The sequence below is a fragment of the Micromonospora qiuiae genome, from assembly GCF_016863555.1.
Classification (GTDB): domain Bacteria; phylum Actinomycetota; class Actinomycetes; order Mycobacteriales; family Micromonosporaceae; genus Micromonospora; species Micromonospora qiuiae.
Genome location: NZ_BOPC01000104.1, coordinates 1 through 23,674, shown reverse-complemented (window position 1 = coordinate 23,674; position 23,674 = coordinate 1). Strand labels below are relative to the sequence as shown.

23 protein-coding genes and 1 pseudogene are annotated in these 23,674 nt (G+C 69.6%); 10 read left to right on the top strand and 14 right to left on the bottom strand.

Annotated elements, in window-relative coordinates:
• Positions 1 to 302: 302 nt before the first annotated feature.
• The 4 genes from Vqi01_RS27265 (at position 303) to Vqi01_RS27250 (ending at position 3,713) form a co-directional block, all read left to right on the top strand.
• Complete coding sequence (locus Vqi01_RS27265; protein ID WP_204038002.1) at positions 303 to 1,514, top strand: helix-turn-helix domain-containing protein; 1,212 nt, start codon at positions 303 to 305, stop codon at positions 1,512 to 1,514.
• A 279-nt stretch (positions 1,515 to 1,793) separates the two neighbouring features.
• Positions 1,794 to 2,972: a helix-turn-helix domain-containing protein gene (locus Vqi01_RS27260; protein WP_239098704.1), complete on the top strand. Its 1,179-nt coding sequence runs from the start codon at positions 1,794 to 1,796 to the stop codon at positions 2,970 to 2,972.
• A 3-nt stretch (positions 2,973 to 2,975) separates the two neighbouring features.
• Complete coding sequence (locus Vqi01_RS27255) at positions 2,976 to 3,176, top strand: hypothetical protein (RefSeq protein WP_204038001.1); 201 nt, start codon at positions 2,976 to 2,978, stop codon at positions 3,174 to 3,176.
• Positions 3,177 to 3,359: 183 nt separating this feature from the next.
• Positions 3,360 to 3,713 carry a hypothetical protein gene (locus Vqi01_RS27250; protein ID WP_204038000.1) on the top strand — a complete coding sequence of 118 codons (354 nt, stop codon included), beginning with the start codon at positions 3,360 to 3,362 and terminating at the stop codon, positions 3,711 to 3,713.
• Positions 3,714 to 3,723: 10 nt separating this feature from the next.
• Here Vqi01_RS27250 and Vqi01_RS27245 read toward each other — a convergent pair whose 3' ends face one another.
• From Vqi01_RS27245 to Vqi01_RS27235, 3 genes are all read right to left on the bottom strand, one after another.
• On the bottom strand, positions 3,724 to 3,954 hold the full coding sequence (locus Vqi01_RS27245; RefSeq protein ID WP_204037999.1) for a hypothetical protein: 231 nt from the start codon (positions 3,952 to 3,954) through the stop codon (positions 3,724 to 3,726).
• Positions 3,955 to 4,053: 99 nt separating this feature from the next.
• Positions 4,054 to 4,512: a lamin tail domain-containing protein gene (locus Vqi01_RS27240; RefSeq protein ID WP_204037998.1), complete on the bottom strand. Its 459-nt coding sequence runs from the start codon at positions 4,510 to 4,512 to the stop codon at positions 4,054 to 4,056.
• A gap of 271 nt (positions 4,513 to 4,783) precedes the next feature.
• Positions 4,784 to 5,563, bottom strand: a complete 780-nt coding sequence (locus Vqi01_RS27235; protein WP_204037997.1) for a phosphodiesterase — start codon at positions 5,561 to 5,563, stop codon at positions 4,784 to 4,786.
• A gap of 169 nt (positions 5,564 to 5,732) precedes the next feature.
• On the opposite strand from Vqi01_RS27235, the gene Vqi01_RS27230 reads away from it, so the two are divergent.
• Complete coding sequence (locus Vqi01_RS27230; protein ID WP_204037996.1) at positions 5,733 to 7,151, top strand: GGDEF domain-containing protein; 1,419 nt, start codon at positions 5,733 to 5,735, stop codon at positions 7,149 to 7,151.
• Positions 7,152 to 7,192: 41 nt separating this feature from the next.
• Here the strand turns inward: Vqi01_RS27230 and Vqi01_RS27225 are convergent, their stop codons facing one another.
• The gene (locus Vqi01_RS27225) at positions 7,193 to 8,254 is read right to left on the bottom strand and encodes an aspartate-semialdehyde dehydrogenase (RefSeq protein WP_204037995.1); all 1,062 of its coding nucleotides are present in this window, start codon (positions 8,252 to 8,254) and stop codon (positions 7,193 to 7,195) included.
• A 5-nt stretch (positions 8,255 to 8,259) separates the two neighbouring features.
• Positions 8,260 to 9,525, bottom strand: coding sequence for an aspartate kinase (locus Vqi01_RS27220; RefSeq protein WP_204037994.1), 1,266 nt, complete (start codon positions 9,523 to 9,525; stop codon positions 8,260 to 8,262).
• Between the two features lie 219 nt (positions 9,526 to 9,744).
• Between Vqi01_RS27220 and Vqi01_RS27215 the strand changes: the two genes are divergently transcribed.
• The 3 genes from Vqi01_RS27215 (at position 9,745) to leuA (ending at position 13,215) form a co-directional block, all read left to right on the top strand.
• Complete coding sequence (locus Vqi01_RS27215; protein WP_239098703.1) at positions 9,745 to 10,587, top strand: hypothetical protein; 843 nt, start codon at positions 9,745 to 9,747, stop codon at positions 10,585 to 10,587.
• 84 nt (positions 10,588 to 10,671) lie between these two features.
• The gene (locus Vqi01_RS27210) at positions 10,672 to 11,220 is read left to right on the top strand and encodes a nitroreductase family protein (RefSeq protein ID WP_204037993.1); all 549 of its coding nucleotides are present in this window, start codon (positions 10,672 to 10,674) and stop codon (positions 11,218 to 11,220) included.
• Between the two features lie 237 nt (positions 11,221 to 11,457).
• Positions 11,458 to 13,215 (top strand): 2-isopropylmalate synthase, encoded by a 1,758-nt coding sequence (gene leuA, locus Vqi01_RS27205; RefSeq protein ID WP_204037992.1) that lies wholly within the window; start codon positions 11,458 to 11,460, stop codon positions 13,213 to 13,215.
• 90 nt (positions 13,216 to 13,305) lie between these two features.
• Here the strand turns inward: leuA and Vqi01_RS27200 are convergent.
• Positions 13,306 to 14,788, bottom strand: a pseudogene (locus Vqi01_RS27200) (MFS transporter).
• Between the two features lie 108 nt (positions 14,789 to 14,896).
• Between Vqi01_RS27200 and Vqi01_RS27195 the strand changes: the two are divergent.
• Together Vqi01_RS27195 and Vqi01_RS27190 are read left to right on the top strand one after the other, a co-directional pair.
• Positions 14,897 to 15,556, top strand: a complete 660-nt coding sequence (locus tag Vqi01_RS27195) for an HNH endonuclease family protein (RefSeq protein WP_204037990.1) — start codon at positions 14,897 to 14,899, stop codon at positions 15,554 to 15,556.
• The gene (locus Vqi01_RS27190; RefSeq protein WP_204037989.1) at positions 15,538 to 15,987 is read left to right on the top strand and encodes a hypothetical protein; all 450 of its coding nucleotides are present in this window, start codon (positions 15,538 to 15,540) and stop codon (positions 15,985 to 15,987) included. The genes Vqi01_RS27195 and Vqi01_RS27190 overlap by 19 nt, the downstream gene beginning before the upstream one ends.
• 80 nt (positions 15,988 to 16,067) lie before the next feature.
• On the opposite strand, the gene Vqi01_RS27185 is transcribed toward Vqi01_RS27190, so the two are convergent.
• From Vqi01_RS27185 to Vqi01_RS27150, 8 genes are all read right to left on the bottom strand, one after another.
• A complete protein-coding gene (locus Vqi01_RS27185; RefSeq protein ID WP_204037988.1) occupies positions 16,068 to 17,171 on the bottom strand; it encodes an ABC transporter ATP-binding protein in 1,104 nt (367 codons plus the stop codon).
• Complete coding sequence (locus Vqi01_RS27180; protein WP_204037987.1) at positions 17,168 to 18,169, bottom strand: ABC transporter ATP-binding protein; 1,002 nt, start codon at positions 18,167 to 18,169, stop codon at positions 17,168 to 17,170. The genes Vqi01_RS27185 and Vqi01_RS27180 overlap by 4 nt, the downstream gene beginning before the upstream one ends.
• Positions 18,170 to 18,294: 125 nt before the next feature.
• Complete coding sequence (locus tag Vqi01_RS27175) at positions 18,295 to 19,263, bottom strand: ABC transporter permease (RefSeq protein ID WP_204037986.1); 969 nt, start codon at positions 19,261 to 19,263, stop codon at positions 18,295 to 18,297.
• Complete coding sequence (locus Vqi01_RS27170; RefSeq protein ID WP_204037985.1) at positions 19,260 to 20,264, bottom strand: ABC transporter permease; 1,005 nt, start codon at positions 20,262 to 20,264, stop codon at positions 19,260 to 19,262. Before Vqi01_RS27170 ends, Vqi01_RS27175 begins: the two co-directional genes overlap by 4 nt.
• A gap of 77 nt (positions 20,265 to 20,341) precedes the next feature.
• A complete protein-coding gene (locus tag Vqi01_RS27165; protein ID WP_204037984.1) occupies positions 20,342 to 22,003 on the bottom strand; it encodes an ABC transporter substrate-binding protein in 1,662 nt (553 codons plus the stop codon).
• A gap of 306 nt (positions 22,004 to 22,309) precedes the next feature.
• On the bottom strand, positions 22,310 to 22,546 hold the full coding sequence (locus Vqi01_RS27160; RefSeq protein WP_204037983.1) for a hypothetical protein: 237 nt from the start codon (positions 22,544 to 22,546) through the stop codon (positions 22,310 to 22,312).
• Positions 22,547 to 22,567: 21 nt separating this feature from the next.
• The gene (gene recR, locus Vqi01_RS27155; RefSeq protein WP_204037982.1) at positions 22,568 to 23,161 is read right to left on the bottom strand and encodes a recombination mediator RecR; all 594 of its coding nucleotides are present in this window, start codon (positions 23,159 to 23,161) and stop codon (positions 22,568 to 22,570) included.
• Positions 23,162 to 23,168: 7 nt separating this feature from the next.
• The gene (locus tag Vqi01_RS27150; protein ID WP_239098705.1) at positions 23,169 to 23,477 is read right to left on the bottom strand and encodes a YbaB/EbfC family nucleoid-associated protein; all 309 of its coding nucleotides are present in this window, start codon (positions 23,475 to 23,477) and stop codon (positions 23,169 to 23,171) included.
• Positions 23,478 to 23,674 lie beyond the last annotated feature (197 nt).

Genomic DNA, 23,674 nt, shown 5'->3' with positions numbered 1-23,674 from the left:
CCAAGGTGGCCACCGTCCTATTGCCGATCGCTCTAAATCGTGTGTGACAGCAGCGCTGATCGCAACTGGTCGGGACGAGGGCAGCCGCTGGCTGCCAAGCGCGGACAACTGTCTGAGGTCACAGACGTGGGCGGACCTGCCGGACGGCGCGCCAGAACTTACAAGCGAGAGGTCGGGTGCTGCCAGGACCAGGAGTCGCCGGCGTGTGAGGGGTTATGGGGCGGCTAGCGGATCGGTAGCGTTGGGCGTGATTGCGGCCGTTGGGCCGGTGGTGCGTCCCGCGCTATCCGAGGAGGTTCCGGGTGGATTCTTTGCCGGAGTTGACGTTCGGGCAGCGGTTGAAGGTTTACCGGGAGCGGTCCGGGAAGACTCGGGCGGTGCTCGGTGGGTTGGTGGGGCGTAGCGCCGAGTGGGTCAAGGCGGTGGAGACGGATCGAATCCTTCCGCCACGCATTCACATGCTGGATCGGATCGCGCGTGCCCTGAAGATCGATGTTTCTGCCCTGGCTGGGGAGCTTGGTGACCGCTCTGCTGTCGTCAACGGGCCGGAGCATCCGGCGCTGGGGTCGGTCCGGGATGCCGTAAACCGTGTCGGATTCTCCGGCGATGCTCCGGTCGAGTCGTTGTCCAGGCTGCGGGAGCGGCTTGCGGTGGCGTGGCGGGCGCGGCATCAGGCGTCGGATCACCGTACGGTGCTGGGCGGGTTGTTGCCGGGGTTGCTGCGCGACGGGCAGCGCGCCGTGTTGGCGTACGAGGGTGATGAGCGGCGGCAGGCACAAGCGCTGTTGGCGGAGACGCTCGGGGTGGCGCAGATGTTCATCGCGTACCAGCCTGCTGCCGAGTTGCTGTGGCGGGTGGCGGATCGGGCGATGGTGGCGGCGCAGGAGTCCGGTGATCCGGAGGCGATTGCGTGTGCGGGGTGGTTTCTGTGTCAGGTGCATCGGGACGCCGGGGATTGGGACACCGCGATGGTGGTGACGCTGGACGTGTTGTCGGCTCTGGAGCCGCGGGCGGCCGACGGGAGCACGAATCTGCTGGCGCTGTGGGGCGCGCTGAACTTCGAGGCCGCGTACACGGCTGCCCGTGCCGGTGAGGAAGGGCGAGCCTGGCGGTACTGGGACCGTGCGGATCAGGTGGCTCAGCGCCTGCCGCAGGGTTTCTACCAGCCGCAGACGTCGTTTTCGCGGGTCATCATGGGCGCTCACGCGGTGACGGTGGCGGTGGAGTTGCAGAAGTCCGGTGAGGCGGTGCGGCAGGCCCGTCGCCATGACGCGGCGGCGATCCCGTCGAGGCCACGTCGGGCACGCCATCTCATCGAGGTCGCGCGGGCGCACTACGGCAAGGACGACAAGGAAGCGGCCGTGGCGACGCTGCGGCGGGCGTACGAGTCGGCTCCGGAGACGATCCGCTTCAACGGGTACGCCCGTCAGATCACCTTGGATCTGCTCGACGGGCCGCGTTCCACCCGAGATGACGCGCGTGACCTCGCGGCCAGGGTTGGACTCGTCTCCTGATTTCAGGGGTAGGAACCTTACCCGGCCCACCTCGCGACTGACCGTAACTTGTCGCTTACGGGACGCGGCGGGCGGTGTTGCGCCTTCCAGAGCACGTCGCCGCGCCCCTACCAGCGGAGGTGGGCATGAGCGAGAACTCTTCGTCTGAGAGCCGAGGCGAGCAGATTCAGGCAGCCGAGCGGGAGGCCGCGAAGCAGCGAATCCTTGCCCAGGCTGAGGCGGAACGGATACCGGTCGAGGAGACGACTCGGGCGGTGCCGGATCGGCCATGGCGTCGTCGTGAACGGTGACCGGGTGCCGATCGGTCGGCGGGTCGCGTATCTGCGGGCGCGGCGACGATTGTCGCAGCAGTCCCTCGCCGACCGGTTGGGCAAGTCGAAGAGTTGGGTCGACAAGGTCGAGCGTGGGGTCCGATCCCTGGAGCGGGTGTCGACCATCCGGGACATTGCCGCCGTTCTACGGGTCGACGCCGCGACGCTGCTCGGTCGTGACGCCCAGCCCGCCAACGCGGTCGGCGACAGCGAGGAGATCGCGCGAATCCGAGGGGCGTTGTCGGCGTACGAGGTGATGCGTGAGCGTCCGGCGCCGGTGCTTTCACCCGATCGTGTTGCCCGGCACGTCGGGTACGCGTGGACCGCCTACCAGCACGCCCGGTATCCAAAGGTGGTCGAGCTGCTACCGAGCCTGCTGCGCGATGTGCAGCGCACCTACGCCCGGGATCCGACGGCTGGCCGGCTGGTGGTGGAGGCGTACCGGGTGACGGCGGCGCTGCTGGTGAAGCTGGACGAGACGGATCTGGCCTGGCTGGCCGCCGATCGGGCGATGGCTGCCGCGACGGGTGACCGGGTGCTGGTGGCTGCTGCGGCGGTGCAACTCGGCCAGGTGTTGCGGTCCTCGGCGCGGGCGCGGTCGGTGCTGCTGACCGCCGCGTACCGGATCGCTCCTTCGGATCTTGGCGCCGGCTCCCCACAGGAGTTGTCGCTGTGTGGGGCGTTGTTGGTGCAGGCCGGGTTGGTCGCGGCCCGGTGCGGTGACGAACGCGCAAGCGGCGACCTGTTGGACGAGGCCGCCGAGATGGCGGCCCGGGTGGGCGACGGGCACGACCATCACCGGACCGCGTTTGGACCAACGGCGGTGGAGCTGGCGCGGTGCGCTGCCGCCGTGGAGTGGGGCGACGGGTCGGCGGCGATCACCCGGCACAAGCAGGCGGTCCGGCGGGACGGGTGGCGATTGTTGCCGGTGGAGCATCGGGCCGCGCACCTGATCGACGCCGCCCGCGCGTACCTCCAGACCGACGATCCCGGCAACGCGGCCCGCGTGCTGCTCGACGCGGAGATCCTGGCACCGTACGAGGTACGCCGACGGCCGGCGGGCCGGGACGTCCTCGCCCAGGTCGCCCCTGGTCCAAAGGCTCCAGCGATGATCGGTGAACTGGCCCTCAGCCTCGGGCTGGTGTGAGCGATGACCGCGCCATTCCTGTCCCTGGCCCAGATCCGCAACCGGCTGACCCTCACCGCCCGGCACACCCTCCGCAACCCGGCTCGGCAGGTGAGGCGATGCCCGGTGTGCGGAGCTCCAGCGGCAGACGCTGAAGTACAGCAGCGGAATACAGCAACCGTGCCGGCCGAACTCGACCGCGACGAGCGTCAGCAGGCCGAGTGACCTCGCACGACACCCGATCCGACCGGCCTGCCAACAGTTCGGGACGAAGAATCGGCGGTTCGAATCCGGCCACCCCGACCAGGTGCAACAGTGCATTCAGGGCTGGTCCTCCGGTGACGGAGACCGGCCCTGAATGCGTTCTGGGCTGCCCATCGACGGCTCCGCACGGTGCGCGGTGGCCCGATGCCCGGTAGCCTCGGGCGGGTGCGGATCATCGCGTTCCTGGCCGGCTTCATCGTCGTGCTGACCGCTCTCCTGCTGGTCACCATGGTCGTGGCGGCCGGCGCCCGACGCCGCCGCCATGCCCTTCAGACGGCCGCCCGCTGGGCGGTGCGTCACTACGCCATACCGGGGCGCGGGCATACCGTCGTCGGGGTCGCCCTGACCGACGCGGACGGCCGGATACACAGTGAGCATGTGGTCGCGCGCATTCCGGACGACGCACAGGACTGGCAGCGCGACTTCATCGCGGCCCGCCAGGAGGCCGAGGAGCGCGCCTTCCACCTCAACAGCGACCGCCCGCCAATCGAGGGCTGAAACCGGGCGCTCACCACCAACTGGGATAGTGCCGCAGCACTCGCTCTGCCGGCTCCGGTGGCTTCGACTGCCGCTCGCGCCACGCGCTGACGATGCCTGGGCCGTACAGCAGGAAGCCGGCACCGATCATGATTGCTGACACCGTCTTGTCCGGCCAGCCGGACCAGAGGCCGATGCCGGCCACGAGCCAGACGAGGACCCCGAGGCCGATCAGCACTGCTCTGCGCCGTGGTCGTCGCATGGCGCCAGCCTAGGGCGGGCGCGAAAGGCGGGCCCCCTCTTGTTAAGAGGGGGCCCTTCCTATGCAAAATCCGTTAACAAGGGGCCCTTCCTTACACCGTCAGCAGGTGGTGTAGCCCTTGCCCTTCTTGGTCCAGGCGCACTTGTCGATCAGCTTGCCGCTGGCGTTGCGCAGGTACGCGGTGTCGCCGGTGTTGTTCCAGACGTAATTGCCCGACCCCCAGTAGCGGGTGCTGGCGGTGTTCGTGCCCTTGCCGGTACGGATGACCAGGCTCTTGCCTTTGGCGAGCTTGACGTTGCCGGTGAACTTGTAGACGTGGTTGGCCTTGTCCCGCAGCGTCCAGTTCTTCAGGTTGATGGTGCGGGCACGCCGGTTGGTCAGCTTCACGTACTCCGCGTTGAGGCTGGCGTTCGAGCGGTTGTCCACCCCCGGCGAGTCGTAGTAGACCTTCGTGATCTCAATGGCCGGGGTGGCGGCCTGCGCCGGAGCGGCCACCACCAGTGCACCACCCATCGCGACGACGAACGCGGACACGAACCCGATGAGTCTTCTCGTCATGGTTGCTACCCCCACTGTGGGCGCCGGAATACCGGCGCGGACCGGTCACGCCAGCGCGTGACGGAGGGAGATTAACGATGCGAACCGCCAACGTGAACGCTTGCGAGGACCACGCCGCCGATTAGAGCCGGCCAGCGTCCGCCGAGGGTCCGGCCGGTCGTTTCGATCGACCGGTCCGTGTTTCACCGCTCGACGCACGTCGATGATCGTTGGCCCGAACGGGCATCTCCGGTATCGGATGAAGCTCCACCAACCGCTGGTGGATCCTGGATCAGAACCCGCGGGTCGGTCCGGCGGTGTGGCTGACCTGCACGGTGTGGGTGACGCACCCGTCGCCGGTCAGCCGGTGCAGCAGCAGCGCGGTGGGCTCGGCAAGCCAGTCGACGGACTCGTCGTCGCGCATGGTCAGAGCGACCTGCCGCCAGGTGCTCGGCGCGACGGTGAGCACCGTGCCGGCGAAGGCGGCGGTCACCGAGCGGTGCAGGTGGCCGGCGGCGACGCGTACCACGTGGGGGTGTCGGCGCAGCACCTCGGCGAGCGCGTCGCCGTCAGCGAGCCGGATCGCGTCCATCGCCGGGATGCCGACCTCGACCGGCGGATGGTGCAGGCAGATGACGGCCGGCACCTCGGGCCGCGCGGCTAGCACCCGGTCGAGCCAGCCGAGCTGTTCGTCGCCGAGCCGCCCGCCGTCCGTCCCGGGCACGAGGGAGTCGAGCACCACCAGGGTCGCCTCGGGATGATCGACCTGGTAGTACGCGGAGAAACCGCCGCCCAGCCACGGCGTGCCACCGAAGGCGTCCAGCAGCGACTCCCGGTCGTCGTGGTTGCCGGTGACCAGGTGCACCGGCAGCGGGAACCGGCCGATCACCTCACGCAGCACGGCGTACTCGTCGGGGCGGCCGTGAGCGGCCAGGTCACCGGTGATCACCACGCAGTCGGGGCGGGGGTTCAGCGCCAGCGCCCGGCCGAGCGCGCGGTGCAGCCCGGCGGCCGGCTCGGCGCCGAGCACGCCGGTGGTCACGTGTGGATCGCTGAGGTGAGCGATGAGCATCGGGCCTCCACTCGTAGCGAATTCCCACGCTAGACCGTGTCCGGCGCAGGCGGCGTCCACACCCTGTGGATAGCACATGTGTACGAAGGTGCCCGATCTGACCGCTGAGTACGCTTGATCGGCGACCCGGCACCGGCCGGAACCGCCCCCGACCTGGAACGACGTGCGAGTGGATCATCAGCAAATCGTCCGTGACGTCACGGCCCGCCTGCCCCTGGCGTCGACCGTCGCCGAGGTGTGTCAGGCGACGGTCGACGCCCTCGCCCGGTTCACCCCCGCGACCATCGCCGTTCTGCTGCATGTGAACGGCCGGCTCCGCTGCGTCGCCGCCACCGGCTCCTGGCAGGTCTTCGCCACCGTCGCACCGGACGCCGGGATCGTCGGCCGGGTGCACACCGTGGGCCGGTCGGCCATCGTCCCGGACGTCGCCGCCGACCCCGACCACATTCCGGTACGCCCGGACGTCATCGCCGAGGTGTGCGTACCGGTGCTGGACCCGGCGGGCCGTCCGGTCGGCGTACTCGACCTGCAGTGGATCACCCCGGCCGACCTCGCATCGTGGCGGGCCATCGCCGAGCGGGTCGCCGCTCGCCTCGGTGCCCGGATCGTGGCACTCGGCGGCCCGACCGAGGGTCGTGGCGAGAAGCTGCTGCGGCACGCCGCGGGGATGACCGCCGCCAGCACCGAGCGGGAGCTGCTCTCCGCCGCGATCCGGGCGGCCCGGGACGTGTCGGCCCTGGCCGCGGCCGTCCTGGTGATCGGTGGCCGAGACAACCCACGACTCGCCACCCCACCGGTGACTCCCGGCGAGTTGGAGGCCCGGCTGCGCGCCGAGTTGACCGAGGCGGGGCCGCAGGCGCTGCGACGTATCGTCGAGCGGGTTCATCGGTACGGCGCCGGTTACACCCTCGGCGAGGCCGGCCATCCGCCCACCGTCGAGCACGAGCCACTGGTCCGGGCCGGCGTACGCACGCTGGTGGCGGTCCCGATCGGCCCGACCGACGAGGGCGGGGTACTGCTGGTCGCCGACGAGCGGCTGCGGCGACCGGATCCCGCCACGGTCAACCTGATGGAACTGCTCGCCGGCCAGGCGTGGAGCTGCCTGGACCGGCTGCGCACCCTGGAGCGGCTCCGCGAACAGGCCGCCTCCGACCCGCTCACCGGGCTGCGGCACACCGGCCCGTTCGGGCAGCGGATCGCCAACGCGATCCCGGGACGCACCGCGCTGCTGGCGATCGACGTGGACGGCTTCAAGCGCGTCAACGACATGTACGGCCATCAGGCGGGTGACCGGGTGCTCATCGGTCTGGCCCGGGCCCTGGAGGGCGCGCTGCGCCAGGGGGACGAGTTGTACCGGATCGGCGGCGACGAGTTCGTCGCGGTGATCGAGGTGAGCCGGCCCGACGAGGCTGTCCGGGTCGCCGAACGGCTCGCCGAGGCGGCCCGCCGGATCGGCCGTACGATCAGCGTCGGCGTCGCGCTCCCCCGGCCGGGCGAGTCGCCCGAGCTGACCCTGCGCCGCGCCGACCAGGCCCTCTACGCCGTCAAACGGCAGGGCCGCGACGGCGTCCACCTCTCCGCTGCCTGACCGGCCCGTTTGCCAGGAGGTCAGGTCACGGGGTGTGGTGGTCAGGGGCGGGTGAGGTCTTCGGCGAGGAGTTCGGCGACCTGCACGATGTTGAGGGCGGCACCCTTGCGGAGGTTGTCGCCGGTGACGAAGAAGTCCAGTGCGCGGGGGTCGTCGAGGGTACGCCGGATCCGGCCGACCCAGGACGGATCCGTGCCGACCGCGTCAATGGGCATCGGGAACTCGCCGGCCGCCGGGTCGTCGACCACGATCACCCCGGGTGCGTTGCGCAACACCTCACGGGCGCCTTCGACGTCGATCTCGGTGGCGAAGACGGCGTGCGCGGCGACCGAATGCCCGGTCAACACCGGCACCCGGACGCAGGTGGCGGAGATCTTGAGGTCGGGCATCCCGAGAATCTTGCGCGACTCGTCGCGTAGCTTCATCTCCTCGGAAGACCAGCCGCCGTCGGTCAGCGAGCCGGCCCACGGCACCACGTTGAGCGCCAGCGGGGCGGGGAACGGGCCGAGGTCGTCACCGACCGCCTGCCGCACGTCGCCGGTGCGCGCGCCGAGCATCCGATCGCCGGCCACCTTGGCCAGTTGGTCGTGCAGGGTGTCCGCGCCGGCCTGGCCCGCTCCGGAGACCGCCTGGTACGAGGCGAGCACCAGCTCACGCAGGCCGTACTCGTCATGCAGTGGGGCGACCGCAATGATCATCGTGAGGGTGGTGCAGTTCGCGCTGGCGACGATGCCACGCGGCCGGTTCGCCACCTGTTCGGGATTGATCTCCGGCACCACGAGGGGGACGTCCCGGTCCATCCGGAAGGCAGCCGAGTTGTCCACCACGATCGCGCCCCGCCGCACCGCGATCGGTGCCCAGTGCCGGGCGACCTCGTCCGGGACGTCGAACATGGCGACGTCCACCCCGTCGAGTGCATCCTCGGTCAACGCCTGGACGGTCAGTTCCTCGCCCCGGCACCGCACCTTCCGCCCGACCGACCGCTCGGAGGCGAGCAGACGGATCTCGCCCCAGACATTGCGACGCCCGGTGAGCAGCTCACACATCACCGTGCCGACGGCTCCCGTCGCCCCGAGCACGGCCAGGGTGGGCAGCCTGGCCACCCTGGCTACCGCCCTGTCCCCGCGTACACCACCGCTTCGCCGTCACCACCGAGGTCGAACGCCTCGTGGATCGCGCGGACCGCCGCGTCGAGGTCGGAGTCCCGGCAGACCACGGACACCCGGATCTCCGAGGTGGAAATCATCTCGATGTTCACGCCGGCCTGACCGAGCGCCGCGAAGAAAGCGGCGGCCACCCCCGGGTGCGACCGCATCCCGGCGCCGATCAGCGAGACCTTGCCGACGTGGTCGTCGTAGAGCAGGCCCTTGAAGTTGACCGTCTCCTGGATCTTGCTGAGCGCCGTCATCGCGGTGGGGCCGTCGGCCTTCGGCAGGGTGAAGGAGATGTCCGTGCGGCCGGTGCCCTCGGTGGAGATGTTCTGCACGATCATGTCGATGTTGATCTCGGCACCCGCAGCGGTCTCGAAGATCCGCGCGGCGGCACCCGGCTCGTCGGGCACCCCGACGATGGTGATCTTGGCCTCGCTGCGGTCGTGGGCCACCCCGGTGATCAGTGCTTGCTCCACAGGAAGGTCCTCCATCGATCCGATGACCATGGTGCCGGTGTTGGTCGAGTATGACGAGCGGACGTGGATCGGCAACTCCGCCCGGCGGGCGTATTCCACGCTGCGCAGGTGCAGCACCTTCGCACCGCAGGCGGCCAGCTCCAGCATCTCCTCGTAGGTGATCTGCTTGATGTGCCGGGCGTCCGGGACGATCCGCGGGTCGGCGGTGAACACGCCGTCCACGTCGGTGTAGATCTCGCACACGTCCGCCCGAAGCGCGGCGGCCAGCGCCACGGCGGTGGTGTCCGAACCACCACGCCCCAGGGTGGTGATGTCTTTGGTGTCCTGCGAGACGCCCTGGAAGCCGGCGACGATGACCACCGCACCCTCGTCCAGCGCGCCCTTGAGCCGCCCCGGGGTGACGTCCATGATCCGCGCCCTGCCGTGCACCGAGGTCGTTATCACGCCCGCCTGCGAACCGGTGAAGGAGCGGGCCTCGTACCCCAGGTTGTGGATCGCCATGGCGAGCAGCGCCATGGAGATCCGCTCCCCGGCGGTGAGGAGCATGTCCAGCTCCCGCCCGGGCGGCAGCGGGCTGACCTGGTTGGCCAGATCGAGCAGCTCGTCGGTGGTGTCGCCCATCGCCGAGACCACGACCACCACGTCGTCGCCGGCTTTGCGGGCCGCGACGATCCGCTCGGCCACCCGCTTGATGCGCTCGGCGGTGGCGACGGAGGATCCGCCGTACTTCTGCACCACGAGTGCCACGAAGTGCACTCCCTCCCGGTTGCCTGAGCGTGCCGACGCCGCCGGCACCGGGGCCGGCGGCGCGGGTCGGACGATCTCAGGGTATCGGGCCGGTCTGACCACCGGGTCAGGTGATCCCACGATCCGGCCCGCGGTGAACGCAACGGCCTGCGACACGCCGGAAACACCGACGTTCGCGAGGGGTGTCCGGAGGCGGCCCACAACGCCGAGAATGGCCGGGTGTACGACCACCGTCCCGCCCGGCGCCTGCCCGCTTCACTCGCGCCCGCCCTGGCCGCCCCGCTTCTGCTCGCCCTGCCCGTCCTGTTCGCCGGCTGCTCCGCCGACCCGCCCGCCGAGCCGCCGCCGAGCAGCGCCCCCCGGCCGGTCGGAATGGACGCGGCGCGCGACGAGTTGGCCGCGCTCGCCGCCGCCGCCCAGGACCGGCACCTGGTCGCCCGCTACACCTTGCGGGTCGACGGGGCCAGCGATCGCGTGATCACGGTGACCAGCGGCAACGACGGCAGCTGGCGGGTGGACGTGCCGGGGGGTGCGCTCGGCGGCGCGGCGGACATCTCGCTCGCCGCGACGGCCGACGGGCTGTTCCAGTGCGCGCTGCCCTCGGCGACCCGACCGGAGCCGGCGAGCTGCGTACGCCTCGGTGAGCGGGACGACACCCTGCCACGCCGCCTCGACCCCCGGGTGCAGCATCCGTTCACCGACTGGCTGGACGTGCTGACCGACCGGCGTGCCCCACTGTCCGTCTCACCCGCCGCAGCGCCGCCCGAGGCGACCGGCACCTGCTACTCGGTGGAAACCACCGCGGCGTCCATCAACCCGCCGCTGGACGTGGGGATCTACTGCTTCGACGCCGACGGCACCCCCACCGCCGTGCGTGCGGCTTTCGGCACGCTGGCACTGGCCGCGCCACCGGAACCCGCCCCGGCCACGGTGCAACTGGCCGGGCCGGTGATCGAGGGAGAGCCGCTCGACATGACCGCACCGCCCGTCGAACCGGAGGCACCGGCCGACGTGCCCGGCGATCAGACGCCGCCGGGGGACGACGCCACGGGAACGGCCTGAGGAGCGTCGCGTTACGGGTGTTGTTGCCCACATCTCGGCACCCTGATCGAGCCGGCAAATCGCCCATACGGGATGCTTTGTGGCATGACGGACCTCACCCCGCTGCTTGCCTTCCGCTGGAGTCCGCGGTCCTTCGATCCGGGCGCCGAACTGACCCGGCCCGAGGCGGCAACGCTGTTGGAGGCGGCCCGGTGGGCGCCCTCGATCGACAATCGGCAACCCTGGCGGTTCGCGCTCGGGCACCGCGACGACGACACCTTCAAACGGATCCTGGTCAACCTGCCCCCCGCCGACCAGCGCTGGGCCGGTCGGGCCAGCGTCCTGCTGCTCGCCGCGTACCCCCGGGTCGGTCACCCGTTCGCCACCTACGACCTGGGCCAGGCGGTGGCCCACCTGACCGTGCAGGCCACCGCGCTCGGGCTGCACGTACGCCAGGTGACCGACCTGGACCACGCCGGCCTGGCCGCCGACCTCGACCTGCCCGACAATCTGCAACCGTACGTGGTGATGGCGGTCGGGCAACTGGGCGATCCGCTGAGCCTGCCGGCCGACCTGGTCGCCGACGAAACAGCGTTACGTCACCGGCGCCCCCTGGACGAACTCGTGCTGAGCTGCGTCGATATGAAGCAGTGACCGAAGGGTGCGAAATCCGTCTCAATTCCCGGACCCGCCTTCCCGGAACCCATCCCACCACGTAGGGTCACCCTGTCATGTGGAAGGCGCGCCTCCTCCTTGGTCGCCGCGACGAGGCCTGACGGCCGGCACCTCGTCGCGGAGTCGAACCGCGCCGCCAGCACTGTCCCGGATCCTTCCGCTCGGCACCGCTGCCGAAGCACTGCTGACGTCACATGACCACAGGAGAATTTCGCCATGGCTCACCCAGCCGGCACCACCGACGTTGAGTCCGATCCCATCGCCCGGCAGCGTCCCAGCCGGATGCCGTACCGCCGGTACCAGCCGTACCACCAGCAGTTCCGGATCGACCTGCCGGACCGCACCTGGCCCGCTCGCCAGGTCGAGGCCGCTCCGCGCTGGTGCGCGGTCGACCTGCGCGACGGCAACCAGGCGCTGATCGACCCGATGTCGCCGGAGCGCAAGCGCCGGATGTTCCAGCTCCTGGTCCAGATGGGCTACAAGGAGATCGAGGTCGGCTTCCCGTCGGCCAGCCAGACCGACTACGACTTCGTCCGCCAGCTGATCGAGCAGGATCTGATTCCCGAGGACGTCACGATCCAGGTGCTGACCCAGTGCCGGGAGCACCTCATCGACCGGACCTTCGAGTCGCTGCACGGGGCCCGCCGCGCGATCGTGCACTTCTACAACTCCACCTCCACTCTGCAACGTCGGGTGGTGTTCGGGCTGGACCGCGACGGCATCGCCGACATCGCCACCACCGGGGCCCGGCTCTGCCAGAAGTATGCAGAGATCCACACCCCGGACACTGAGATCCACTACGAGTACTCGCCGGAGTCGTACACCGGCACCGAACTGGAGTACGCGCTGGAGGTCTGCGCGAAGGTCATCGAGGTGGTCGACCCGACCCCGGACCGCAAGCTGATCGTCAACCTGCCGGCGACTGTCGAGATGGCCATGCCGAACGTGTACGCCGACTCGATCGAGTGGATGCACCGGCACCTGCCCCGCCGGGAGAGCCTGGTGCTCAGCCTGCATCCGCACAACGACCGGGGCACCGGGGTGGCCGCCGCCGAACTGGGGCTGCTGGCCGGCGCGGACCGGATCGAGGGCTGCCTCTTCGGCAACGGCGAGCGCACCGGCAACGTCGACCTGGTGACGCTGGGGCTGAACCTCTTCTCCCAGGGCATCGACCCAATGATCGACTTCTCCGACATCGACGAGATCAAGCGGGCCGTGGAGTACTGCAACCAGTTGCCCGTGCACGAGCGCCACCCGTACGCCGGCGACCTGGTCTACACCGCTTTCTCCGGCTCCCACCAGGACGCCATCAACAAGGGCTTCACCGCACTCGCCGCCGACGCGGCCGCGGCCAACGTGCCGGTCGACGAGTTCACCTGGGCGGTGCCCTACCTGCCAATCGACCCGAAGGACGTGGGCCGCAGCTACGAGGCGGTGATCCGGGTCAACTCGCAGTCCGGCAAGGGCGGCGTCGCGTACATCATGAAGACCGAACACCAGCTCGACCTGCCCCGCCGACTCCAGATCGAGTTCTCCGGCGTGGTCCAGCAGGTCACCGATCACGACGGCGGCGAGGTCGACCCGGCCACCATGTGGCAGATCTTCGCCCGCCACTATCTGCTCGACCACCAGAGCGCCCCGACGATCACCCTGGCCGACTACGCCATCGGCACCGCCGACGGCAAGGTCGAAATCACCGCACAGATCGGCGTCACCGGCGCACCCCGCACCGTCACCGCCATCGGCAACGGTCCCATCGACGCATATGTCAACGCGCTCGCCTCAGCCGGCACGAACGTCCGCGTACTCGACTATCACGAGCACGCGCTCTCCTCCGGAGGGGACGCCCAGGCCGCCGCGTACGTCGAGTGCCAGATCGGGGACCGTACGGTCTGGGGCGTCGGCGTGGACGCCAACATCGTCACCGCCTCCATCAAGGCCGTCACCAGCGCCATCAACCGCGCTGAGGGGTAAGGAAGGGCACCCTTTTAACGCCTAGTGCATAGGAAGGGCCCCTTTTTAACAGCGAGCTGTTAAAAAGGGGCCCTTCCTATCGGCTACCGACTACCGACTACCGGCGGGCATCGACTCGACCGGATCAGGTCGGTGGTGACCGACGCGCCGGCCGGTGTACGAGCAGGGCGGCGATCGCCGCGCCCACCAGCAGCAGCCCGGCGCACCAGAGCAGGGCCCCCCGGTACGCGACGGTCAGTTCGCCGCGTTGCTCGTACCCGGTGCCGGAAAGCCCGACCAGCAGCGGCAGAGCGGCCACCGCCAGCAGGCCACCGACCCGGGAGGCGGCGTTGTTGAAGCCGCTCGCCACCCCGGCGAAGCGGTCGGCGACGGCGGCCAGCACGGAGGCGGTCAGTGGGGCCACCACCATGGTCAGCCCGGCACCGAACAGTGCCACGCCGGGAAGCACCTGACGCCAGTACGACGCGCCCGGTCCGACCTCGCGCAGCAGCAGCAGACCGGCGGCAGCCAGCACTGGCCCGACCGTCAGCAGCAGCCGTGGCCCGATCTTGGCCGACAGTGCACCGGCACCGGGCGAGCCGACCAGCAGCAGTACGGTCATCGGCAGCAGGGCCAGACCGGTACGGAACGCCGACCAGCCGACCACGTTCTGAAGATAGACGGCGAAGAAGAAGGTGAACCCGCCGAGCGCGGCGTAGACCAGCACGGTGAAGACGTTCAGCACCGAGAACAGTCGGCTGCCGAACAGTTCGGTGGGCAGCATCGCGGTCTCGCCCCGGCGCCGCTCCACGACCACGAACACCACCGTGGCGACCACCGCGACCACGGCTGCGAACGCTATCGGCGGCGATGTCAGGCCCCGGCCGGGCGCGTCGACCAAGGCGTACGTGACACCGGCCAGCGCGAACGCGCCGAGCAGCGCGCCGGCCACGTCGAAGCGACGCGGCTGTCGACCCGGTCCCTGGGTACGGGTCGCGCTCACGTCCCGGCTCTCCGGCACCCACCGCACGGAGGCCAACAGCACGAGCCCGGCCAGCGGCACGTTCAGGAAGAAGATCCACCGCCAGGAGAGCGCGTCGATCAGCCAGCCGCCGACGAACGGGCCGAGCGCGGTGGAGACCCCGGACAGGCCCGACCAGGCCCCGATCGCCTTCGCCCGGTCGTCGGGGTGGAAGGTGGATTGCAGCAGCGACAGCGAGCCCGGGGTCAGCAGGGCCCCGCCGGCACCCTGGAGGAAGCGCGCGGCCACCAACCAGTCGGTACGCAGGGCCAGCCCACAGAGCACCGAGGCGACCGTGAACCAGACGACTCCGATCAGGAAGATCCGCCGTCGGCCGAAGCGGTCGCCGAGCGCTCCGCCGAGCAGCACGAACGCCGCGAGCGTGAGCAGGTAGCCGTTGACCGTCCACTGTAGGCCTGCGACGGAGGCGCCGAGCTCGGCGCCGAGTCGGGGCAGCGCCACGTTGACCACGGTGCTGTCCAGGAAGACCATGCCGGAGGCGAGTACGGCGGCGGCCAGTGTGCCACGCCCGGCGGCGGTTCCCATCCGGACAGCGGAGGCTCGTTCGGACATGGTTTCCAATCTGCCGTGCGGCATGTGCCGGACACCACGAAACGCCGAAACCTCGCCCGGGTACTGTGCGGGATCGCCGCAAGCCCGCAAGCTGGAGAGGTGTCGTCTTTGCGTACCAGATCAGGACCACGCGCCCTGGGGGCGCTCGCGCTTGTCGCGGCGCTGGCCCTCGGCGTGGCCGGTTGCGTCCCCTTGGAAGAGGAGCCGGAGCCGTCGCCCAGCGGCGGCGGCTCCGCCACCCAGATGCTCTCTCAGCTCACCGTAGCCGAGGCCGGATCGATGCGCGGCTACAGCCGCAGCCGGTTCCCGCACTGGCGCAAGACCGGCAAGAACTGCGACGTGCGGGACACCGTGTTGGAGCGCGATGGCAAGGACATCAAGCACTCCGGCTGCAACGTGGTGGGCGGCCGGTGGGAGAGCGTCTACGACGGACGCAGCTTCACTGACCCGTCCAGCGTGGATATCGACCACATGGTTCCGCTCGCCAACGCCTGGCGCTCGGGTGCCGACGAGTGGGACGACTCGAAGCGTGGTGACTTCGCCAACGACCTGGACCGGCCGCAGCTCTTCGCGGTTTCCGCGTCCTCCAATCGGGCAAAGGGTGATCAGGATCCGTCCCAGTGGAAACCACCGAACCGCTCATACTGGTGCCAGTATGCCGGCGACTGGGTGGCGGTGAAGCATCACTGGCAGCTGACGGTGACCAACGCCGAGAAGGCCGCGCTGACCGACATGTTGGAGGGCTGCACATGGGAGAGCAAGCCGTAACCGGACCTGACGGCACGCCCGCGCCCGAGCAGGCGCCGGACGCCGACGGGGAGCAGGCCGCGGCGGCGACCGGCAGCCCGCCCGGCCCCGCCACGGCCGGAATGATCGCCGACGGCGCCGCCGCCAACGAGGTGGAGGTGCCGGGTGCCGGGATGACGGCCGACGCCGGGGGTGCCACCGGTTCGCAGAGCCGGACCACCGACATCGTGCCTGGGCCGGGCGGAGTGATGACCGACGAGGTCGGCGTGGTCACCGGCGAGCTGACGCTGCGCACCGAATTCGCCGACGGCCAGGTCACTCTCCGCGTGCAATACAAGGACGCCGACGAGTGGTACGTAGTGACCGGCGGCACGGCGTCGCTCAGTGACCCCGCCGGACTGGACGCGGTGCACACCATCGCGGTGGGCCTGCTGAACCGCCCCGAGGGCTGAGCATTTTTCCTGGGCGTCGGCGGTACGTGTGTTAAAAGGGGGCCCTTCCTCTACCGCAGGCGTTAATAAGGTGCCCTTTCTTACACGAAGGAGCCGGGTTCGGTGGGGGCGGAAACCACGCCGGGTTTCTCGCCCTCGCCCTCCGGGCGGACGATCTCCACCTGCACCTTGTGCGGGCGCAGCTCGCCGCCGGCGATCTGCTCGGCGTAGTGGCAGGCGACCCGGCTGCCGCCGACCTCCCGCAGCGCCGGCCGCTCGTCGGCGCAGCGGGTCGGCTGCGCCCACGGGCACCGGGTGTGGAATCGGCATCCCGACGGCGGGTTGGCCGGTGAGGGCAGGTCTCCGGCGAGCAGAATGCGCTCCCGTCGGTCCTCCACATCCGGGTCCGGCACCGGCACCGCCGACATCAACGCCCGGGTGTACGGATGCAACGGCTCCCGGTAGAGGCGGTCGCTCGGCGCCTCCTCGACCAGCCCACCCAGATACATCACGCCGACGGTGTCGGAGATGTGCCGGACCACCGCGAGGTCGTGCGCGATCACGAGGTAGGTCAGGCCGAGGTTGTCCTGTAGCTCGTCGAGCAGATTGATCACCTGGGCCTGGATCGACACGTCCAGGGCGGAGACCGGTTCGTCGGCGACGATCAGCTCAGGCCCCAGCACCAGTGCGCGGGCGATGCCGATGCGCTGCCGCTGGCCGCCGGAGAACTCGTGCGGATAGCGGGAGAGCGCCCATCGGGGCAGACCCACCTTGTCCAGCGTCTCGGCGATGATCTTCCGGCGCTCGTCCCGGTTGCCGCCGATGCCGTGCGTCTGCAGGCCCTCGGTGAGGATCGACTCGACGTTCTGCCGCGGGTCGAGGCTGGACATCGGATCCTGGAAAATCATCTGCATCCGCTTGCGCATCGCGCGCAGCTTGCCCGGCGGCAGCGTGGTCAGTTCCACGCCGTCGAAGCTCACCTCACCGGTCGTGGGCGGAGTGAGCTGGAGCAACGCCCGCCCAAGTGTGGACTTGCCGCAACCCGACTCACCCACCAGGCCATACGTTCTGCCGCGCCCGATACTCAAGCTCACCCCGTCGACCGCCTTGACGTGGCCGACCGTACGGTCGAACAGCACTCCCCGCTTGATCGGGAAGTGCACCTTCAGGTCCCGTACCTCGACGAGGATGTCGCTGTCGGTCATCGCTTCTCCTCCTCGCGCGGCGCGGGCACCGGGGCCGGGTTGACGCAGCGGTAGCTGCGGCCGTCGTGGGCGAGCACCAGCTGCGGCGGTTCGCCCACGCAGGCGTCCACCCGTCGGCTACAGCGCGGCGCGAAGGCGCAGCCGTCCGGCCAGGGCAACAGGTCACGCACCGAGCCGGGGATGGGGTTGAGCCGCTCGCCGCGCCCCGCGTCCAGGCGCGGCACCGAGCCGAGCAACCCCACGGTGTACGGGTGCCTCGGCTCGCGGAACAGCGGGCGCCGCCGTGCCGTCTCCACCACCCGGCCGCCGTACAGCACGTTGATCGAGTCGCACATGCCGGCCACCACGCCCAGATCGTGCGTGATCATCACCAGCGCGGTTCCGGAGTCGCGGACCAGGTCCTTCAGCAGTTCCAGGATCTGTGCCTGAATGGTGACGTCCAGCGCCGTGGTGGGTTCGTCGGCGATCAGCAGCCGAGGCTGGCAGGCCACCGCCATGGCGATCAGGGCGCGCTGGCGCATCCCGCCGGAGAGTTGGTGCGGGTACTCCTTGAGCCGGCGCTTCGGGTCGGGAATGCCGACCCGGTCGAGCAGCCGGGCCGCCTCCTTCGCCGCCGCGTCGCCCTTCATGCCACGGTGCCGGGTCAGCACCTCGGTCACCTGAAGGCCGATCGGAAGCACCGGGTTGAGCGACGACAGCGGGTCCTGGAAGATCATCGCGATGTCCCGGCCCCGGATGTCCCGCCGCGAGCGGTCGTCGAGCTGAAGCAGGTCGGTGCCGTCGAAGACCGCCCTGCCACCCACCCGCAGGCCGGGCTGCTTCGGCAGCAGTCCCATGATGGCCAGCGAGGTCACCGACTTGCCGCAGCCGGATTCGCCGACCAGGCCGACCACCTCGCCGGCGTCCACCGAGAACGAGACCCCGTCGACGGCGCGCACGGCGCGTTGACCGCGTCGAGCGAAGGTGACGGAGAGGTCGTCCACTTCAAGCAGTGCCACTACCGACTCTCCGTTCGCGACTGCCGGGCTCGCAAGCTCACTCCTCGCGCTGCACACCGGCGACCCCTGGTTCGCGCCTGCGGGGCTCGCAAGCTCACTCCTCGCGCTTCACACATATCGGGTACCTACTTCCGCAGCTTCGGGTCGAGGGCCTCGCGCATCGCCTCGCCCAGCAGCGTGAAGCCCAGCGCGGTGATGATGATCCCGACCGCCGGGTAGATGGCCAGCGCGGGTCGGATGCCGAGCCACGGCTGCGCGTCGGCCAGCATCACGCCCCACTCGGGTACGGCCGAGTCGGGGTTGCCCAGACCGAGGTACGACAGCGCGGCGGCCTCGATGATCGCGGTGGCCAACGTCAGCGTGGCCTGCACGATGACCGGAGCGATCGAGTTCGGCAGCACGTGAGCCAGCGCGATCTTCGACTTGCGTACCCCGAGCGAGGTGGCCGCCAGCACGTAGTCGCTGTTGGACTGGCCGATCATCGAGCCGCGCAGCAGCCGGGCGAAGACCGGCACCGAGACCAAGCCGACCGCGATCATCACGGTGGTCAGGCTCGGCCCGAGCAGCGCGGCGATACTGACCGCGAGCAGCAGGCCGGGCATCGCCAGCAGCATGTCGATGATCCGCATCAGGGTGGTGTCCACCCAGCGGCCCAAACGGCCGCCGAGGCCGGCGGCGGCACCGGCGACGCCGCCGATCAGAACACCGACGGCCAGACCGATCAGGGTGGCCACCACGCCGACCAGCAGGGTCTGCCGGGCTCCGACGATCATGCGGCTGAAGACGTCCCGGCCCTGGTGGTCGTAGCCGAGCCAGTGCTCGGCGGAGTGGCCTGGGATCAGGCCCTGCCCGACCCGGACGACACCTTCGCGGATGCCCATCGTGTCCGTCGGGCCGTACGGCACGAAGAACGGTCCCACGATGGCGACCAGCACGAAGATGGTCAGGATGACCGCGCCGACGATGGCCGCGGGGTTGCGCCGAAGCCGCCGGAAGGCGTCCTGCCAGAGGCTGACGCCCCGCTCCTCCTCGCGCGCGGCGAGTTCGGCGAGGCGGTCGATCTTCTCGCGCTTCTTCCCGCTGATGATCGTCATCGGACCCTCACCCTCGGGTCGATCAGGCTGTAGGAGAGGTCCACGATCAGGTTAACCAGCACGTAGACCACCGCGATGATCATGATGAAGCCCATCAGGACCGGGTAGTCGCGCTGGCTGATGGAATCGGCAAGGAAGGCACCGATCCCGCTGAACGCGAAGACGGTCTCGGTGAGCACCGCGCCGGAGAGCAGACCGCCGGTGAGCAGACCGATCGACGTCGCCACCGGCAGCATCGCGTTGCGCAGCACGTGCCGGCGACGGACCACGTTCTCCGTCAGGCCCTTGGCCTCCGCGGTACGGACGAAGTCCTCGTTGAGCACCTCCAGCACGCTGGCCCGGGTGATCCGTACGATGATCGCCAGCGGAATGCTCGCCAGCGCCAGACCGGGCAGCACGAGATGCCAGAGCGCGTCGGCGGCGGCGTCCCACTCCCGGGTCATCAGTCCGTCCAGGACGAAGAAGTTGGTGATCCGGGTCGCGCCGATGGTCGGGTCCTGCCGGCCGCTGGAGGGGAACCAGCCCAGGTTCTCCGAAAAAATCGCCTTGAGGATGTACGCCAGGAAGAAGACCGGGATGCAGATGCCGACCAGCGAGCCGCCGACCGAGAGGTGATCCAGCAACCGGCCACGACGGCGGGCGGCCAGGTAACCCAGCGGGATGCCGATGCCGACCGCGATCACCATCGCGGTGACGGTCAACTCGACGGTGCCGGGGAAGCGCTGAAGGAACTCGGTGGTCACCTCGCGCTTGGTCGCGATGGACGTGCCCAGGTCGAGCCTGATCATCCGCCGGATGAACCGGCCGTACTGAATCAGGATCGGCTCGTCGAGGCCGAGGTTGTGGCGGATCGCGGCGCGCATCTCGGGCGTACCCCGCTCGCCGAGAATGGCGGTCTCGGGGCCGCCGGGCAGCCGGCGGAGCCAGATGAACAACAGGAGGGAGAGCCCGAACAGCGTGGGTATCAGCTGAAGCAGGCGTCTGACGATGAACCGGATCACGGCGGCCTCGAGGGTGTGCAGGGGATCGCGGGCGGACGCTGTGGGTAACAGCGTCCGCCCGCGGTCGGTGCGTCAGATCAGGACTTGAACTCGGCGGTGGAGAACCGCTCGTCGGTGAGCGGGCTCGCCTTGACCCCGGTCACGTCCTTGCCGAACACGATCGCCGGTGGCGAGTGCGAGATCGGAACGCCCGGCAGGAAGTCCATGATGTCGGCGTTCAGCTCCTTGTAGAGCGCCACCCGGGCCGCCGGGTCCGGTGTGGTGTCCGCCTGCTTGAACTTCTCGAACAGGGCGGGGTTGTTGAAGCCCCACTCGTCCTTCTGGCGGTCGAAGAAGGTGCCGATGAAGTTGTAGCCGTCGCCGTAGTCACCGGTCCACCCGAGGAAGTGCAGGTCGTGCTTGTTACCGGAAGTGGTGGCGTTGAGGAAGTCGGGGCTCCACTTCAGCGGAATCGCCTCGATCTTGATGCCGGCCGCCTGCAGGTCCGCCGAGAGCAGCTCGAACAGATCCTTCGGGTTCGGCATGTACGGCCGGGTGACCTCGGTCGGGTAGTGGAAGCGCAGGGTCAGGTTCGACGCGCCCGCCTCGGCCAGCAGCGCCTTGGCCTTGTCGACGTCGTACTCGTACTTGGTGACGTCGCCGTTCCAGCCCTCTACGGTGTCAGGGAAGAAGTTCACCGCGACCTGGGCGCCCGGGGGCAGCTTCGAGTCGACCAGGGCCTGACGGTTGATCGCGTGGGCGATCGCCTGCCGGACCTTCAGGTCGGCCAGCTTCGGGTTTCCCTTCTGGTTGATGGCCAGGTAGAGGATGTTGAAGGCCGGGCGGGTGAGGACGTTGAAGCCCTCGTTCTTCAGCGGCTCGACGTCGGCCGGGCCGACCAGGTCGTAGCCCTGGATGCCGCCGGAGCGCAGCTCCTGCTTACGGGCGTTCTCGTCCGAGATGGTCTTGAAGATCAGGCTCTTCAGCTTCGCCTTCTCGCCCCAGTAGTCCTCGTTCCGCTCCAGGGTCAGCGTCTTGTTGGGGACGTCCCAGGACTTGAACTTGAACGGACCGGTGCCGGTCGGGTGCTCGATCGCGTACACGGGGTACTTGATGTCGTCCGCGCTACCGCTGACGTTGCTGGCGTCGTACTCCTGCAGCGCCTTGGGGCTGTGGATGCCGAAGGACGGCAGCATCAGGGCGGCCGGGATCTTGCTGGAGACCCGGGTGAAGGCCAGGGCGACGGTGGTGGCGTCGGTGGCGGTGCAGGACTTGAAGAGGCTCGGCGGGAGAGTGTCGTCCTCATTGGCGGCGAAGCCACCCATGACGTCCTGCCAGTACGCGGTCACGTCCGGGCTCTGCATGAGGCCCTTGGCGTTGTACCAGCGGTTGAAGTTGACGCAGACCGCCTCGGCGTTGAAGTCCGTGCCGTCGTGGAACTTCACACCGGAACGCAACTTGAACGTCCAGGTCGTGCCCGCGGCGTCCGGCTCCCAGGACTCGGCGAGGCCGGGGCTGACCTTGGTGCCACCATCTTCCGGGCGGACCAGGGTCTCGAACACCTGACGGGCCACGCGCAGCGACTCGCCGTCGCTGGCGAAGCTGGGGTCGAGCACCTTCGGGTCTCCGGCAACGCCGAAGACGAGGGTGTCCTTGCTACTACCGCCGGATCCTCCGCGGTCGCTTTCGGCACAGCCTGCTACCGCGAGGGCCGCGGCCGCCACGGCCGCGATAGCGGCCTTCGGCCTGGATGCACGCATGGTGCTTCACCTCGTCCTATGGGGTACGGACAACGTGGTGACAGGGTCACCGATGGCGGTGACCTTAGCTCCCGTTAGGACCGGCCCGGAACGGCGCGGGAAGCTCTTGGTACCGGATCGTGTCCTTAACGACCGGCCCTCGCAACGGGGAGCGTTGGTCTATAGGACAAGCAGCACAAATCAGCACTTCTAATCGATATCATTCTGTTACATCTGTCGTCCGGTCGGCCGGAGCCGCTGTCACACCTCCCGCCCGTCTGTCGTCCGGAGCCGCTGTCACACCTCTCGCCCGCCGGAGGGATCGACTCACGAAGTCGTCGGCGGCGCGGGCGGGCCGACGGGCAGGCGCACCACCTCGAAGCCGGCCACGGCCGTACCAAGGGCCCGGAAATCGAGCCGGCGACACAGTTGCAGGAGTGCATCCGGCCACGGACCGTGGCTTTCGACCGACCAGCAGGGCAGCCAGCACCGACGGCGTCCACGGCCGTTGTCCGGTTCCTGCCGCACCTCGGCCTCCTCACGTGACGGGCGATCGGTGTTCATCGCCCGCCACGAGGCGGGTCGTCAGACGGCGCGACGGCCTTCGAAGGCCCGGCCAAGAGTGATCTCGTCGGCGTACTCCAGGTCGCCCCCGACCGGCAGCCCGCTGGCCAGTCGGGTCACGGCGATACCCATCGGCTTCACCATCAGCGCGAGATAGGTGGCGGTCGCCTCGCCCTCGGTGTTCGGGTCGGTGGCCAGGATCAGCTCGCGGACGGTGCCACCGCCGAGGCGGGCCAGCAACTCCCGGATACGGAGATTGTCCGGCCCGACGCCTTCCAGCGGGTTGATCGCCCCGCCGAGCACGTGGTAGCGCCCGCGGAACTCGCCGGTCCGCTCGATCGCGACCACATCCTTCGGCTCCTCGACCACGCAGATCACCTCTTCGCTGCGGCGCGGGTCGCGGCAGATCCGGCACTGGTCGGACTCGGCGACGTTGTAGCAGCTGGTGCAGAACCGCACCAGCTCCTTGACCTTGCGCAGCGCCCCGGCCAACCGGTTCACGTCGGCCGGGTCGGCGGACAGCACGTGAAAGGCGATCCGCTGGGCGCTCTTCGGACCCACCCCCGGCAGCCGGCCAAGCTCGTCGATCAGGTCCTGGATGGCACCCTCGTACATCTGCCGCTCAGAACCCGGGCAGGCCGAGGCCGCCCATCCCGCCCGCGACCGGGCCCATCTTCTGCTCGGTCAGCTCGCGGGCCGCCTCGGTGGCGTTGTGCAGGGCCGCGACGACCAGATCCTCCAGGGTTTCCACGTCGTCCGGGTCGACCGCCTTCGGGTCGATCTTGAGGCTCTTGACCTCGCCGGCGCCGGAGACCGTCGCGGTTACCAGACCACCGCCGGCGGTGCCGGTCACCTCAGCCTCGGCCAACTCGGCCTGCGCCTTGGCGATCTGCTGCTGCATCTTCTGCGCCTGCTTCAGCATCTGCTGCATGTTCGGCTGTCCACCAGGCCGCACGATGGCTCCCTCGCTTCGTCTACGTAACCCCGCCACCCTAACGCCCCCACCCCTCCCACCCCGCCTCCCACTCCACCCACCCCTCAACCTCCCACACACCCCACCCCCCGCCCTCGCCCCCGGCCCACCCTCGCCCCACCCTCGCCCCGCCCCGCCCCGCCCCGCCCCGCCCC